We start from the raw sequence: 13725 nt of genomic DNA on the forward strand, positions 1-13725 counted from the left end.
CCATGGGTGACAAAGGCGGCATGGACAAGCTGAAGGGCAAGGCCAAGGAGATGGCCGGCAAGGCCACCGGCGACGACCGTCGCGAGGCCGAGGGCAGGACGGACCGGGCCAAGGGCGAGGCCAAGGACGCGATGGAATCGGCCCGTGACAAGGCCAAGGGCATGAAGGACTCGATGAAGCGGGACGACTCCTAAAGACCTTTCGGCCTTGTGCGTGCCGCGCCCCCCGCCCTGTGCGGGGGGCGCGGGCGTGTTTCCCGCCCGGGGCGGCCCGGGGTGACTGGCCTGTTCCCGCCGCTGTTTCTCAAAGCGACTCTTGCGGTGGCAAACGACCCGCGGATAGTAGGAGTGCGGCTCCGGCGGCCGCGCATCCAGCAGCACGCCATCTTCCGCGAGTACGGAGGAACGTAACGATGCGTCACCTTGCCTCCCGCACCCCCCACCGAAGAGCGGCCGGATCGCTCGCCGCCGCCGTGTTGTGCGCCGGTGTCCTCGCCGCCCCCGCCGCCGCACATGACACGACCGAGCAGCCCGCCGCCGCCCGCGCCCCTGCCGGGCAGACCGCCGCCGAACCCGCCGTGAAGCTCCCCGACGGCCTGGCGGCCACACCGCCCATGGGCTTCAACAACTGGAACTCCACGCACTGTAGGGCCGAGTTCGACGAGGCGATGGTCAAGGGCATCGCGGACATCTTCGTCGAGAAGGGCCTGAAGGACGCCGGTTATCAGTACGTCAACATCGATGACTGCTGGGCGCTGCCCGAGCGTGACGCCAACGGCAAGCTGGTGCCCGACCCCAAGCGCTTCCCCCAGGGGATCAAGGCGGTCGCCGACTATGTCCACTCCAAGGGTCTCAAGTTCGGCATCTACACGAGCGCGGGTACGAAGACCTGCAACGTGGCCGGGTTCCCCGGCGCGCTCGGCCATGAGCGCAGCGACGCCCAGCAGTTCGCGGAGTGGGGCGTCGACTACCTCAAGTACGACAACTGCAACAACCAGGGCGTGGACGCCAAGAAGCGGTACATCGCGATGCGCGACGCGCTGAAGGCCGCCTCCGAGACCACCGGCAGGTCCATCGTCTACAGCATCTGCGAGTGGGGCGAGAACAAGCCGTGGGAGTGGGCGGCGGATGTCGGCCATCTGTGGCGCACCACCGGCGACATCAGCGACAGCTGGAACTCGATGTTGTCGATCATGAAGCAGAATCTGCCGCTCGACGAGTACGCGGGGCCCGGGCACTGGAACGACCCCGACATGCTGGAGGTCGGCAACGGCGGCATGACGGACACCGAGTACCGCACCCACTTCTCGATGTGGTCGATCATGGCCGCGCCGCTGCTCATCGGATCCGACCTGCGCAAGGCCTCCCCCAAGACCTTCGAGATCCTCGGCAACAGGGAGGTCATCGCCGTCGACCAGGACCCGCTCGGCAAGCAGGGCAAGGTCGTCTCGTCGCAGGACGGCCGGTGGGTCGTCGCCAAGGAGATGAAGGACGGCAGCCGGGCCGTCGCCCTCTTCAACGAGACCGGCACCGCGCGGACCGTCTCCACGACCGCGAAGGCCGTCGGGCTCCCCGACGCCCCCGCGTACACGCTGCGCGACCTGTGGCGGCACAAGAGCTACCACACGGCGGGCAGGATCTCCGCGACCGTTCCCGCGCATGCCACGGTCCTGCTGCGCGTGTCGGCCGACGGCAAGTGGGCCACGCACCCGCCCGCCGTCGAACTCGGCGTGGACGGCGGCGACTTCTTCGAGGCCGGCAAGCGCACGCCTCTCACCACGTCGGTCACCAACCTCGGCCGCGTACCGGCCCGCCAGGTGACCGCCGAGGTCGAGGCGCCCGGCGGCTGGCGGACCGAGGCGACCTCGCCCACCACCGCCCGGACACTGGCGCCCGGCAAGACCTTGCGCACCTCGTGGCAGCTCACCGCGCCACCGGACGCCACCCCCGGCTCGTACGAGGTGAAGGTCGCGGCGACGTACCGCTCCCCCACGGGCACGCGCGCCGAGAACGTCCTGCCCCTGACCGCGCGGGTGGTCCTCGCGCCGCCCTCGGGCGCCTCGGCGCTCGGCGATCTGCCGTGGCTGTCGATGAGCAACGGCTGGGGGCCCGTGGAGCGGAACACCAGCAATGGTGAGGGCGCGGCCGGCGACGGCAGGCCCCTCACCATCGGCGGAAAGGTGTACGACAAGGGGCTCGGCGCGCACGCCGCGAGCGACGTCGCCTTCTACACCGGCAGAGCCTGCGAGAAGGTCACCGCGGATGTCGGAGTCGACGACGAGACACGCACCGACGGCACGGTCGCCTTCGAGATCTGGGCCGACGACAAGAAGGTGGCGTCGACGGGCACCCTCACCAACGCGATGCCGGCCCAGCCGCTCACCGCGGACGTGACCGGCGCCCAGGTCGTACGCCTGGTCGTCACGGACGGTGGCGACGGCATCTACGCCGATCACGGCGACTGGGCCGGGGCGACGCTCAGCTGCTGACGGCCGCGGGGCGGGCGGCTCGCGCGAGGGTCTCGGCCCGCCGCGAGCCGCTCGGGGCCCCCGGCGCGGGTACACGTGAGCGGCTCACGTGAGCGGCTCACGCCCGGCGCCGGGCCCACAAGCCTGTTCCGGTCGGCTCCTCGTGCGCTGAACAGGCACTCCCTCCGCCGCTCCATCCGCGCGCACGCGCACGCCGCTCATCTCCGCGCATCCCGCGCCCGCACCGGCCCCCGCCCGTACGGGCCGGACTCAGCCGCCCACCGCGGAACGCGAGGCGACCTTCGCGCTCGGCGTGCCGTTGAGCGCGGCCGCCGCCGCTCCCACCAGGCCCGCGTCCGTGCCCGTCGAGGCGGGGGCCACGGTCAGCCGGTGTACGAAGGACAGCGTGGCATACTCGCGCAGGGCCCGGCGCAGCGGCGTGAAGAGGATGTCGCCCGCCTTCGCCACTCCCCCGCCGATCACCGCGATGTCGATCTCGACGAGCGTGGCCGTGGCGGCGATCCCGGCGGCCAGTGCCTGGGCGGCGCGTTCGAAGGAGGCGAGCGCGACGGGATCCCCCGCGCGGGCGGCGCTCGCCACGGCGGCCGCGGACGTGTCGCCGTCGGGGCCCGGACGCCAGCCGCCCTCCACGGCGCGGCGGGCGATGTTCGGCCCGCTGGCTATGCGCTCGACGCAGCCGCGCGCCCCGCACGGGCAGGGGTCGCCGTCCAGGTCCACGCTGATGTGACCGATGTGGCCCGCGTTCCCCGTGGGACCCGGGTGGAGCTTGCCGCCGAGGACGAGGCCGCCGCCGACGCCGGTGGAGACCACCATGCACAGCGCGTTGTCGTGGCCGCGGGCCGCGCCCTGCCAGTGCTCGGCCGCGGTCATCGCCACGCCGTCGCCGACCAGATGGACCGGCAGCCCGTCCGTCACCGCGCGGACCCGGTCCACCAGCGGATAGCCCCGCCAGCCGGGGACATTGACGGGGCTGACCGTGCCCGCCGAGGCGTCCACCGGGCCCGCGCTGCCGATGCCGACGGCGGTGACCTCGCGCCAGAGGTCGCCCGCGGTCAGCTCCGCGAGGACCTCCTCGACCGCCCGCATCACCGTGTCGCCGTCCTCACGCGCGGGCGTGGGCCGCTGGGCGCGCAGCAGGATGCGGCCCCGCCCGTCCACCAGGGCGCCGGCGATCTTGGTGCCGCCGATGTCGAGTGCGGCGACGAGGTCCATGTGCATCTGTGTCGGGTCTCCTGGTGTATGGGCAGGCCGGAGAGTGCGAAGGTCAGTCTCCCTCGCATCTGACAACGTTGTCCAGGCCCTATGCTCGACGCCACGGGCTCAGGGACCGCCTCATGCCCCAAGAGAGTAAGGGTCCGAGAAAGCTCGTAGGCAAGATCCGTGACAGTTCGTCGACGACAGGACAGGACAGCGCACCGTGGCCGAGACCGCCGCCCGACGACCCGACAACCGCTACGGCAACCGTCCGACCATGAAGGACGTCGCCGCCCGCGCCGGAGTCGGCCTGAAGACGGTCTCGCGGGTCGTGAACGGCGAGCCCGGCGTCACCCCCGACACCGAACGCCGCGTCCAGGAGGCCATCGACGCCCTGGGGTTTCGCCGCAATGACAGCGCGCGCGTACTGCGCAAGGGCCGCACCGCCAGCATCGGCCTCGTCCTGGAGGATCTCGCGGACCCGTTCTACGGCCCGCTGAGCCGCGCCGTCGAGGAGGTCGCGCGGGCGCACGGCGCGCTGCTCATCAACGGGTCGAGCGCCGAGGACCCGGACCGCGAGCAGGAGTTGGTGCTCGCGCTGTGCGCGCGCCGGGTCGACGGACTCGTCATCATCCCGGCCGGTGACGACCACCGCTATCTGGAGCCGGAGATCGCCGCCGGGGTGGCGACCGTCTTCGTCGACCGGCCCGCCGGGAGGATCGACGCCGACGTGGTGCTCTCCGACAGCTTCGGCGGGGCGCGGGACGGCGTGGCGCACCTGATCGCGCACGGCCACCGCCGCATCGGCTTCATCGGCGACCAGCCGCGCATCCACACCGCCATAGAGCGGCTGCGCGGCTACCGTGCCGCGATGGAGGACGCGGACATCGCCGTCGACGAGAAGTGGGTGTCGCTGGGCGTCACCGACCCGGAGCGGGTGCGCGCGGCGGCGGAGGCGATGCTCCGCGGCCCCGAGCCGGTCACGGCGGTCTTCGCGGGCAACAACCGCGTGACCGTGACGGTCGTACGGGTCCTTGCCGCACTCGACCGCCCCGTCGCGCTGGTGGGCTTCGACGACATCGAGCTGGCCGATCTGCTGAACCCCGGCGTGAGTGTCGTGGCGCAGGACGCGGCGCAGCTGGGCAGGACGGCGGCGGAGCGGCTCTTCCGGCAGCTCGACGGCGCGTCCGTTGCTCCGGAGCGGGTCGAGCTGCCGACGCGTCTCATCACGCGCGGGTCGGGCGAACTGCCGCCCGCCGACTGAGCGGACGCCGCGGAAGGTGAGCCCTCAGTTCAGGGGCGGCTGCCGCCGACGTCGGACAGTGTCGTGAGCGGGGTCAGCGGCGCCTGACGTCCCTCGGTCACGCCGTTGTTGGTGAGGTCCTTGGTCCCGGGGTCCTGTGCCACCGGCCCGACGAGGCCGCCGAGCAGACCGGTGACGAGGTTGAGGAGAGAGCCGAGGACACCGCCGAGCTGTTCCTGGCCGGGGGGTGTGGGGGCGGCCGTGGCCTGGCCGGGTGCCTCCGCGGCGGCGTGGGTGCCGACGGGGGGACGGTCGGGGAGGGAGGTGGCGGCTGCTGCCGGGACAGTGGCGGCCAGGATGCCGGCAGTGGTCAGGCCGAGGGCGGTCACGACGGTGGGCACACGCATGGTTGCTCCTGAGGTTCCTCGCGTCGGGGAAACAGCGGTTTCCGGGAAACAGCGGTTATTGACCGAGCTTCGTGTGCGGTCGAAGTGTGCGCACCAGGGGTGCCTCCGAATGCGCGACGGCCCGTGAGGCCGTGTCCCCCCAGCGCCTGTCCGGTCAGGGCCAGAAGGCCACCGCGAGAGCGACCAGCGTGCCGAGGGCGATGAGTCCGCCGAGGGCGCCCGCGACGAGTGCGGCCCTCTCGGTGGCGGGCCTGGTCTCGCGCCAGCCCAGCTCCCGTGCCATGCCCCGGATCAGGCGGTGTCCCTCGGCCGAGGAGAAGGAGTGCCGCTCGGTGCCGTCCAGTGAGCGGCTCCAGGTGCGGTACCGGGCCCGGCCGGTCTCCACGGTCTTCTGCGTGGTTCCGAACGGCCCCCGCTCATGGGTGCGGACCACGTCCGTCAGCGTGAAGGTCCCCTCGGCCGGACGCAGTCGGACGCGGTAGGTGTGCACCTGGGTGACCCGGCCGCTCGGCTGCGGGACGTCCACGATCAGGTCGAATCCCGGCTCGGTCCGCCGATAGCGGTACGGCGTGCCGGTGGTCGCGGCCTCGGCGCGGGCGCGCAGTGCCTCGGCGCCGCGCGGGCCGGAGGGGTCGTTCCGGGCCGCGCGGTCGTCCGGGCCCGAGGCGTCGTTCATGTGGGCGTCGTCCGATCTCGCCGCTTCAGCAGGTGGGCAGGCCGGGCAGCGGCTTGTCGTTGTCGCCGCCCTTGATGTAGACGTCGCTGACGAAGACGTTGGTGTTGCCCTTGTCGTCGTCCGTCTTCGCCCACCAGACGTTCGTCCACTGGCCGTGGGTCTCGCGGCGGCCGAGGTTCTGCTGGCAGTAGAAATAGTTCGTGCCCGAGTTCAGGACACCCACCTCGGTGCCCGCGGCGGTGTAGGACTTCGCGGTCGTCCACACCGAGCAGTTGTACTTGCCGCCGCCGACGGGGTGGCAGACGGGGTCCTCGGCGGAGCCGCCGCCGTCGTCCGGCCTGCTCGCGTCGCTCGGCTTGGCGGTGGGGTCGGGGCGCGAGACCGGCTCGTCGCGGTCCTTGGCCTTGTCCCGTGCCTTGCCCTTGTCGCGCTCCGCGCCGCCGGTGTCGTCCTTGTCGGCGCCCTTGGAGCGCTTCGCGTCCGGCTCGCGGGACTTCCCCTCGTCCTGCTTGTCCGGTCGGGGGCGCTTCGACTCGCCTCCCAGCGAGCCGCTCCTGCCGTCGTCCGCGGTCGAGCCGGACCCGGCCGGGGCCGCGTCCTGCCGCGACTGGCCGCCGCGGTCGTCCTTGCCGTTCAGGAAGACGAAGGTCGCGCCGGTCGCCACGAGGACGACGGCCACGGCGACGGCTGCGGGCAACGCCCTGCCTCGGCGCGGGCGTTGCGTGGAGCGCGTCTCCCCGACGGTGACGGGCGGCCCCTGCGGCGACAGGTACGCGGGCGACGGCGCCTGCGGCGAGGGATGCGTCACTGAAGGCCCTGAAGGCATTGAAGGCCCTGAAGGCACCGGCATCCGGGGTGCCGGCTGGGCCACCGAAGGCGGCGGTCCGAAGCCCGGTGGCGGCGTGCTCGGAATACTGCGCTCGGTGCCGCCGCGCGGCCCGAACCCGGCACCGGCCCCAGTTCCTGCTCCCGCTCCCGCTCCGGCGACCGCGTCGAGCAGCTGCCGCGCCGACTCCGCGTCGGGGCGCGCCTGCGGGTCCTTGTCCATGAGCCGGTGCAGTACGGGTGTCAGCGGACCCGAGCGGCGCGGCTCGGGCATCGGGTCGGTCACGATCGCGGTGAGCGTGGACCACGTCGACGTACGGCGGAAGGGCGAGGAGCCCTCGACCGCGGCGTACAGCGTGGCGCCGAGGGCCCAGACGTCGGAGGCGGGACCCGGGTCGTGGCCCTGGGCGCGCTCGGGCGCCAGGTAGTCGAGCGAGCCGACCAGTTCGCCGCTGCGGGTGAGGTGGGTGGCCGAGCCGTCGCCGGGGTCTTCCATGGTGGCGATGCCGAAGTCGGTGAGAACGACCCGGCCGCCGGTCTCCAGGAGGATGTTGCCGGGCTTCACGTCGCGGTGCAGGACGCCCACGCGGTGCGCGGCGGCGAGGGCCTCCATGACCTTTGCGCCGATGGCCGCTGCCTCTCGGGGGTCGAGGGCGCCGCGCTCGCGCAGCACGTCGTCGAGGGAGGGGCCGTCGACCAGCTCCATGACGATGAGGGGCCGTCCGTCGACCTCCGCCACGTCGTGCACGGCGACGACTCCCGGGTGGCGTACGCGGGCGGCCGCGCGGGCCTCGCGCTGCATCCGCAGGCGCAGGTCGGCCAGCTCGGGGCCGCCCGCGTCCGTGAACGTCCGCAGTTCCTTCACCGCGACCTCGCGGTGCAGCACCTCGTCGACCGCGCGCCATACGACGCCCATGCCGCCCCGGCCGAGCTGCGCCACCACGCGGTAGCGCCCCGCGAGGAGTCTGCCCGCCTCGCCCGTCTGTTCCTGGTCCCCCGACAACACCGCTGCCCCGTCCGTCTGACGCCACTTTCCGTGGCGTACAGACTAAGGCTCGGCACCGCCCGGTTCCCGCACGCCTCCCCAAGCCCCACACAGTGCGGCATCGGCCCGGCGGACGAACCCCCCGCCGGCTGCCGCAGCCCTCTCCGTGGCCACCGCCGTCTGCCTGACTGGGGCGGCGCCCACCGCGGCGCACACCGCCCCCCTCCCCGTCGCAGGTGGCCCGTTACTTGCCCGAGCCCGTGAGATCGCCGCGGCGTGGGCCCGCGAAACCCTGGAGGCGGGCCAGGGTCAGGCCGGTGAGCCGGGTGACCTCGCCGGCGTCGAGGGCGCCGCAGTCCAGGCCGCGCAGCAGATAGCCGGCGAGTGCCTTGGCGGTGGCGGGCTCGTCGGCCACGCCGCCGCCCTCGTGGTGACCGGCGTAGGCGGCCAGGCGCTTGGCGGCGGCCTCGAAGCCCTCGCGGTAGAAGGCGAACACGGCGGCGTAGCGCGTGGGGATGTGGCCGGGGTGCATGTCCCAGCCCTGGTAGTAGGCGCGGGCCAGAGCGCGCCGGGTGAGGCCGTAGTGCAGCCGCCAGGCGTCGTGGACCTGCTCGGTGGTGCCGACGGGCAGGACGTTGGTGGAGCCGTCGGAGACGCGGACCCCGGTGCCGGCGGCGGCGACCTGCATGACGGCCTTGGCGTGGTCGGCGGCGGGGTGGTCGCTGGCCTGGTAGGCGGCGCTCACGTGGAGGCAGGCGCTGTAGTCGAAGGTGCCGTAGTGCAGGCCGGTGGCGCGGCCCTCGGCGGCCTGGATCATGCGGGCGACGGCGGCGGTGCCGTCGGTGGCGAGGATGGACTGGCTGGTCTCGATCTGGATCTCGAAGCCGATCCGGCCCCGCTCCAGGCCGCGCGCCTTCTCGAACTCCTCCAGGAGCCGCACCATCGCGGTGACCTGCTCGGGGTAGGTCACCTTCGGCAGCGTCAGGACGAGTCCGTCGGGCAGGCCGCCCGCCTCCATGAGGCCGGACAGGAAGATGTCGAGGGTGCGGATGCCGCGGTCGCGTACCGCCTCTTCCATGCACTTCATGCGGATGCCCATGTACGGGGCGGAGGTGCCGTTCTTGTACGCCTCGGCGATCAGGCGCGCCGCGCGGGCGGCGTCCTGGTCCTCGTCGGCGCCCTTGTAGCCGTCCTCGAAGTCGACGCGCAGGTCTTCCACGGGCTCGCGCTCCAACTTGGTGCGTACGCGCGTGTAGACGGCCTCGGCGAGGTCGTCGCCCAGGCCGAGGACCGCGGCGAAGGAGGCGGCGTCGGGGGCGTGCTCGTCGAGCATCTCCAGGGCCTTGTCGCCCCAGGTGCGGATGGTGTCGGCGGCGAACCTCTCACCGGGCACGTACACCGTGTGGACGGGCTGGCGGGTGCCGGGGTCTCCGGGGTAGCGGCGCTCCAGCTCCGCGTCCACGGGGGCGAGGGAAGCGCTGATGCCCTCGCTGACCGCGCCGGCGAGGCTCGTTGCCACCTTCTCTTGCTGACCCATTCCTGCATCCTCCACACGCTCGGTGCCGCGCCCGGCAATTCCGCTCCACGGAATCAACAATCCGTATAGCGAAGTTATCCGTGACCTTCGTGCTGGTCAACACCTTCCCGTGTCCTGCATCCGTAGCCGACCGCGCGCCTTCACGCGTGTCCCGGGCCCGGTCGGCGGCCGATGCGGACAGTCTGTGGCCCATATCCTCCCCGCGCCCCCGGTGCCGGCCGCGCGGGCCGAACCCAAGGAGCCTGTGTGCCGATCGACTCCCCCTTCACGCGCCGCTCCGGTCTGCGGGCCGCGCTCGCCGCGACCGTGGCGCTCCCCACGCTCGGCACCGCGCTGTCCCCCCGGCGGGCCCATGCCGCCGAGGGGGAGGCCCGCCTGGAGGTCATGTCGTACAACGTCCGCTTCGCGAGCAACAACCCGCCGCACACCTGGGCCCAACGCCGCCCGGCGACAAAGGAGATGCTCCTGCGCGCCCAACCGCACATCATCGGCACCCAGGAGGGCCTCTACTACCAGTTGCAGGACATCGAGAGCGACATCGGCGCGAACTACGACTGGGTCGGCACGGGGGTCGGCGGCGGCAGCCGCGACGAGTTCATGGCCGTCTTTTATGACAACCGGCGACTGTTCCCGCTCGAATACGAACACTTCTGGCTCTCGGACACCCCGTACACCATCGCGTCGAACACGTGGGGCGCCAACTCGCCCCGCATGGCCACCTGGGTGCGCTTCCTCGACCTGGTCACCGATACCCAGCTCTACGTCCTCAACACGCACCTCGACCACGTCAGCCAGAACGCGCGCGAGCGTTCGGCGACCCTCATGGCCGAGCGCATCGCCCTCATGAAGACGAGCACGCCGCTCATCGTGACGGGCGACTTCAACGCGACGGCGCACGACAGCGCCGTCTACACCACGATGCTCGGCGCCGGTCTCGTCGACACCTGGGACGCCGCGAAGGAACGCGGCCCGGCGTACGGCACGTTCGGCGGCTACAAGCCGCCCGTCCTGGGCGGCGGCCGCATCGACTGGATCCTGACGCGGCCGACGGCGCAGGTCCACTCGGCGAAGATGAACACGTTCTCGCTCGGCGGGCAGTACCCGAGCGACCATCTGCCGGTGCAGGCGACGCTGACGCTGTGACGCGCGAAGGCCCCCGCCCCGCGTGCGCGGGGCGGGGGCCTTCGGAGCGGAGGGATCAGCCCTTGCGGGACTTGACCTCTTCGGTGAGGGCCGGCACGACCTCGAAGAGGTCGCCGACCACGCCGTAGTCGACGAGGTCGAAGATCGGGGCCTCGGCGTCCTTGTTGATGGCCACGATGGTCTTCGAGGTCTGCATGCCCGCGCGGTGCTGGATCGCGCCGGAGATGCCGGAGGCGATGTACAGCTGCGGGGAGACCGACTTGCCGGTCTGGCCCACCTGGTTGGAGTGCGGGTACCAGCCGGCGTCGACGGCGGCACGCGAGGCGCCGACGGCGGCACCGAGCGAGTCGGCGAGCGCCTCGATGACCGAGAAGTTCTCGGCGCCGTTGACGCCGCGGCCGCCGGAGACCACGATCGCGGCCTCGGTCAGCTCGGGGCGGCCCGTCGACTCACGCGGGGTGCGCGAGACGACCTTGGTACCGGTCGCCTTCTCGGAGAAGGAGACCGAGAGGGCCTCGACGGCGCCCGCGGCCGGGGCGGCCTCCACGGGAGCCGAGTTCGGCTTGACCGTGATGACCGGGGTGCCCTGCGTGATGCGGGACTTGGTGGTGTACGAGGCGGCGAAAGCGGACTGCGTGGCCACCGGACCCTCGTCGCCCGCCTCGAGGTCGATGGCGTCGGTGATGATGCCGGACTTGATGCGGACCGCGAGACGGGCGGCGATCTCCTTGGCCTCGGCGGAGGACGGCAGCAGCACGGCGGCCGGGGAGACGGCCTCGTACGCGGCCTGGAGCGCGTCCACCTTCGGTACGACGAGGTAGTCGGCGAACTCGGAGGCGTCGGCGGTGAGGACCTTCACCGCGCCGTGCTCGGCGAGCGTGGCGGCAGTGTCGGCGGCGCCGTTGCCCAGCGCGACGGCGACGGGCTCGCCGACGCGGCGGGCCAGGGTCAGCAGCTCAAGGGTGGGCTTGCGGACGGCACCGTCCACGTGGTCGACGTAGACGAGAACTTCAGCCATGGGACTTCAATCTCCTGCGAGTGCGAAGAATCTGGGGGCGGTGGGAAAGGTGACCGAAGCTCAGATGAACTTCTGGCCCGCGAGGAACTCCGCGAGCTGCTTGCCGCCCTCGCCCTCGTCCTTGACGATCGTGCCGGCGGTGCGGGCCGGACGCTCGGCGGCGGAGTCGACCTTGGTCCAGGCGCCCGCGAGGCCGACCTCGTCGGCGTCGATGTCCAGGTCGTCCAGCTCCAGGGCCTCCACCGGCTTCTTCTTGGCGGCCATGATGCCCTTGAACGACGGGTAGCGGGCCTCGCCCGACTGGTCCGTCACGGACACGACGGCCGGCAGCGAGGCCTCCAGCTGCTCGGAGGCGGCGTCGCCGTCGCGGCGGCCCTTCACGGTGCCGTCCTCGACGGAGACCTCGGAGAGCAGCGTGACCTGCGGGACGCCCAGGCGCTCGGCGAGAATGGCCGGGAGCACGCCCATGACGCCGTCCGTCGACGCCATGCCGCAGATGACCAGGTCGTAACCGGTCTTCTCGATGGCCTTGGCGAGCACCAGCGAGGTGCCCATGACGTCGCTGCCGTGCAGGTCGTCGTCCTCGACGTGGACGGCCTTGTCGGCGCCCATGGAGAGCGCCTTGCGCAGCGCGTCCTTGGCGTCCTCGGGGCCGACGGTCAGCACGGTGATCTCCGCGTCGTCCGCCTCGTCGGCGATCTGGAGCGCCTGCTCGACCGCGTACTCATCCAGCTCCGACAGCAGGCCGTCGACGTCGTCGCGGTCGACGGTCAGGTCATCGGCGAAGTGCCGGTCGCCGGTGGCGTCGGGCACGTACTTCACACAGACAACGATCCTCAAGCTCACGCCGGCTCTCCTACTGCATCGTCTTTACTGGGCTGCTGCCTTGGCTTGGCTACTGCCTTCTTGCAGGCAGCATAGGCGCCTGAAGCGGCGGATCCCGGTCGGGGCGGCCCGCGCTCCGACCGAAATATTACTCATGAGTACACCCAGTTCATTCCCGCTGAGCAAGCGCTTTGAACTGTGACCTTCCCAACGCTCCGTAATCGGGCCGCGCACCCGCCGGACGGGAACCCTCCGAGGCGCGGGGACTCTCAGTCGCGCAGGCCGTTGAAGCGCCCCTGGTGATACAGGAGCGGGCGGCCCTCGCCCGCGGGATCGCCGGTGACCACCTCCGCGAGCACCAGGCGGTGATCGCCCGCGGGCACGCGCGCCACGACCCGGCAGACCAGCCAGGCCAGCGCGCCGTCGAGCACGGGCACCCCCTCGGGCCCCTCGCGCCAGCTGGTGGGCGCGGCGAAGCGGTCCGCGCCGCTGCGCGCGAAGGTGGCGGCGAGGTCCCGCTGGTGCTCGCCGAGTATGTGGACGCCGACGTGTTCCGCCTCGGAGACCGCGGGCCAGCTGGAGGCGCCGGTGCCGATACCGAACGAGATCATCGGGGGCTCGGCCGAGACCGAGGTGAGCGAGGTGGCGGTGAAGCCGACGGGGCGGGAGCCGTGCGCCGCGGTGATCACGGCGACCCCGGCGGCGTGTCGGCGGAAGACCGAGCGCAGCAGATCGGGGGTGGCGGTCGTGTGGGTGCCGAGGGCGGGCGATGCCGTCATCGAGTGGTCCTTCTGCCGGAGGTGCGAGCGAAGACGTCGGTGCTCAGCGCTGCGGACAGCGCGCACTGGCGTGGCGGGCGAGGTCCAGGTGGACACGCTCGTACAGCAGGAGGTCCCGGGGCATGGCAGCAGGCTCGCGACAGGTGCGGTGTGCAGTCAAGTCCGTCACCGCATATGAAAGGCACGTCACTGGCGGGCACCCGGCCGGGGAACGGACGGTCATACGGCCTCCCCCAGCGCGGCGATCACATCGGCCTTGCGGGGTTGTCCGGCGGCGCGGCGCACCACGCGGCCGTGCGCGTCCAGGACGAGCACCGTCGGCGTCTTGAGGACGCGCAGCTCCCGGACCAGCTCCAGGCGGTCCTCCGCGTCGATCTCCACATGGGCCACGCCGGGGACCATCGAGGCCACCTCCGCGAGGACTCTGCGGGTCGCGCGGCAGGGCTGGCAGAAGGCGCTGGAGAACTGTACGAGCGTCGCCCGCTCCCCCAGCCCCTGTCCGATGTCCGTCGCGCCGAGCCTTCGCCCGGTGTCGCGTCCTGCCACGTACGCCTCCCGCCCCTCGTTCTTGTTGTGGTCGCCTCCCCGGTTCAGCGCTCGCGTAC

Annotated in this window: 13 protein-coding genes; 4 read left to right on the forward strand and 9 right to left on the reverse strand. The window is 72.2% G+C overall.

The annotated features are described in order from the left end of the window. The first annotated feature begins 2 nt into the window (after positions 1 to 2). Entirely contained in the window at positions 3 to 194 is a 192-nt protein-coding gene (locus tag IG54_RS0102060) for a CsbD family protein (RefSeq protein WP_030776465.1), read from the forward strand. 218 nt (positions 195 to 412) lie between these two features. Further along, positions 413 to 2488, forward strand: coding sequence for an NPCBM/NEW2 domain-containing protein (locus IG54_RS0102065; RefSeq protein ID WP_030776469.1), 2076 nt, complete (start codon positions 413 to 415; stop codon positions 2486 to 2488). Between the two features lie 249 nt (positions 2489 to 2737). Here the strand turns inward: IG54_RS0102065 and IG54_RS0102070 are convergent, their stop codons facing one another. Beyond that, the gene (locus tag IG54_RS0102070) at positions 2738 to 3706 is read right to left on the reverse strand and encodes an ROK family protein (RefSeq protein ID WP_030776472.1); all 969 of its coding nucleotides are present in this window, start codon (positions 3704 to 3706) and stop codon (positions 2738 to 2740) included. Positions 3707 to 3905: 199 nt separating this feature from the next. Here IG54_RS0102070 and IG54_RS0102075 point away from each other — a divergent pair, with 199 nt between their 5' ends. Next, on the forward strand, positions 3906 to 4946 hold the full coding sequence (locus IG54_RS0102075) for a LacI family DNA-binding transcriptional regulator (protein WP_030776476.1): 1041 nt from the start codon (positions 3906 to 3908) through the stop codon (positions 4944 to 4946). Between the two features lie 29 nt (positions 4947 to 4975). Here the strand turns inward: IG54_RS0102075 and IG54_RS0102080 are convergent, their stop codons facing one another. The 4 genes from IG54_RS0102080 to IG54_RS0102095 form a co-directional block, all read right to left on the reverse strand. Continuing rightward, entirely contained in the window at positions 4976 to 5332 is a 357-nt protein-coding gene (locus tag IG54_RS0102080) for a hypothetical protein (RefSeq protein WP_030776479.1), read from the reverse strand. Positions 5333 to 5486: 154 nt separating this feature from the next. Continuing rightward, positions 5487 to 6008, reverse strand: a complete 522-nt coding sequence (locus IG54_RS0102085) for a hypothetical protein (RefSeq protein WP_030776482.1) — start codon at positions 6006 to 6008, stop codon at positions 5487 to 5489. Between the two features lie 25 nt (positions 6009 to 6033). Next, positions 6034 to 7839, reverse strand: coding sequence for a serine/threonine-protein kinase (locus IG54_RS0102090; RefSeq protein WP_030776485.1), 1806 nt, complete (start codon positions 7837 to 7839; stop codon positions 6034 to 6036). A 223-nt stretch (positions 7840 to 8062) separates the two neighbouring features. Next, a complete protein-coding gene (locus IG54_RS0102095) occupies positions 8063 to 9355 on the reverse strand; it encodes a DUF6986 family protein (protein ID WP_030776487.1) in 1293 nt (430 codons plus the stop codon). A gap of 246 nt (positions 9356 to 9601) precedes the next feature. Between IG54_RS0102095 and IG54_RS0102100 the strand changes: the two genes are divergently transcribed. Then, the gene (locus tag IG54_RS0102100; RefSeq protein WP_030776490.1) at positions 9602 to 10498 is read left to right on the forward strand and encodes an endonuclease/exonuclease/phosphatase family protein; all 897 of its coding nucleotides are present in this window, start codon (positions 9602 to 9604) and stop codon (positions 10496 to 10498) included. Positions 10499 to 10553: 55 nt separating this feature from the next. On the opposite strand, the gene IG54_RS0102105 is transcribed toward IG54_RS0102100, so the two are convergent. The 4 genes from IG54_RS0102105 to IG54_RS0102120 all read right to left on the reverse strand — a co-directional run bounded on the left by IG54_RS0102105 (position 10554) and on the right by IG54_RS0102120 (position 13714). Further along, positions 10554 to 11516, reverse strand: coding sequence for an electron transfer flavoprotein subunit alpha/FixB family protein (locus tag IG54_RS0102105; protein ID WP_030776493.1), 963 nt, complete (start codon positions 11514 to 11516; stop codon positions 10554 to 10556). Between the two features lie 60 nt (positions 11517 to 11576). Continuing rightward, a complete protein-coding gene (locus IG54_RS0102110; RefSeq protein ID WP_030776496.1) occupies positions 11577 to 12362 on the reverse strand; it encodes an electron transfer flavoprotein subunit beta/FixA family protein in 786 nt (261 codons plus the stop codon). 248 nt (positions 12363 to 12610) lie between these two features. Further along, positions 12611 to 13120, reverse strand: coding sequence for a flavin reductase family protein (locus IG54_RS0102115; RefSeq protein WP_030776499.1), 510 nt, complete (start codon positions 13118 to 13120; stop codon positions 12611 to 12613). 219 nt (positions 13121 to 13339) lie between these two features. Then, entirely contained in the window at positions 13340 to 13714 is a 375-nt protein-coding gene (locus tag IG54_RS0102120) for a thioredoxin family protein (protein WP_030776501.1), read from the reverse strand. Between the last annotated feature and the right edge of the window lie 11 nt (positions 13715 to 13725).

It is taken from the genome of Streptomyces sp. NRRL S-920, assembly GCF_000717945.1.
Lineage (GTDB): Bacteria > Actinomycetota > Actinomycetes > Streptomycetales > Streptomycetaceae > Streptomyces > Streptomyces alboniger.

What these genes read in the sequence shown, in the direction of transcription:
- IG54_RS0102095 (WP_030776487.1), bottom strand. Translation starts at nt 9,355, where the DNA reads ATGGGTCAGCAAGAGAAGGTGGCAACGAGCCTCGCCGGCGCGGTCAGC.
- IG54_RS0102115 (WP_030776499.1), bottom strand. Translation starts at nt 13,120, where the DNA reads ATGACGGCATCGCCCGCCCTCGGCACCCACACGACCGCCACCCCCGAT.
- IG54_RS0102060 (WP_030776465.1), top strand. Translation starts at nt 3, where the DNA reads ATGGGTGACAAAGGCGGCATGGACAAGCTGAAGGGCAAGGCCAAGGAG.
- IG54_RS0102105 (WP_030776493.1), bottom strand. Translation starts at nt 11,516, where the DNA reads ATGGCTGAAGTTCTCGTCTACGTCGACCACGTGGACGGTGCCGTCCGC.
- IG54_RS0102070 (WP_030776472.1), bottom strand. Translation starts at nt 3,706, where the DNA reads ATGCACATGGACCTCGTCGCCGCACTCGACATCGGCGGCACCAAGATC.
- IG54_RS0102080 (WP_030776479.1), bottom strand. Translation starts at nt 5,332, where the DNA reads ATGCGTGTGCCCACCGTCGTGACCGCCCTCGGCCTGACCACTGCCGGC.
- IG54_RS0102085 (WP_030776482.1), bottom strand. Translation starts at nt 6,008, where the DNA reads ATGAACGACGCCTCGGGCCCGGACGACCGCGCGGCCCGGAACGACCCC.
- IG54_RS0102065 (WP_030776469.1), top strand. Translation starts at nt 413, where the DNA reads ATGCGTCACCTTGCCTCCCGCACCCCCCACCGAAGAGCGGCCGGATCG.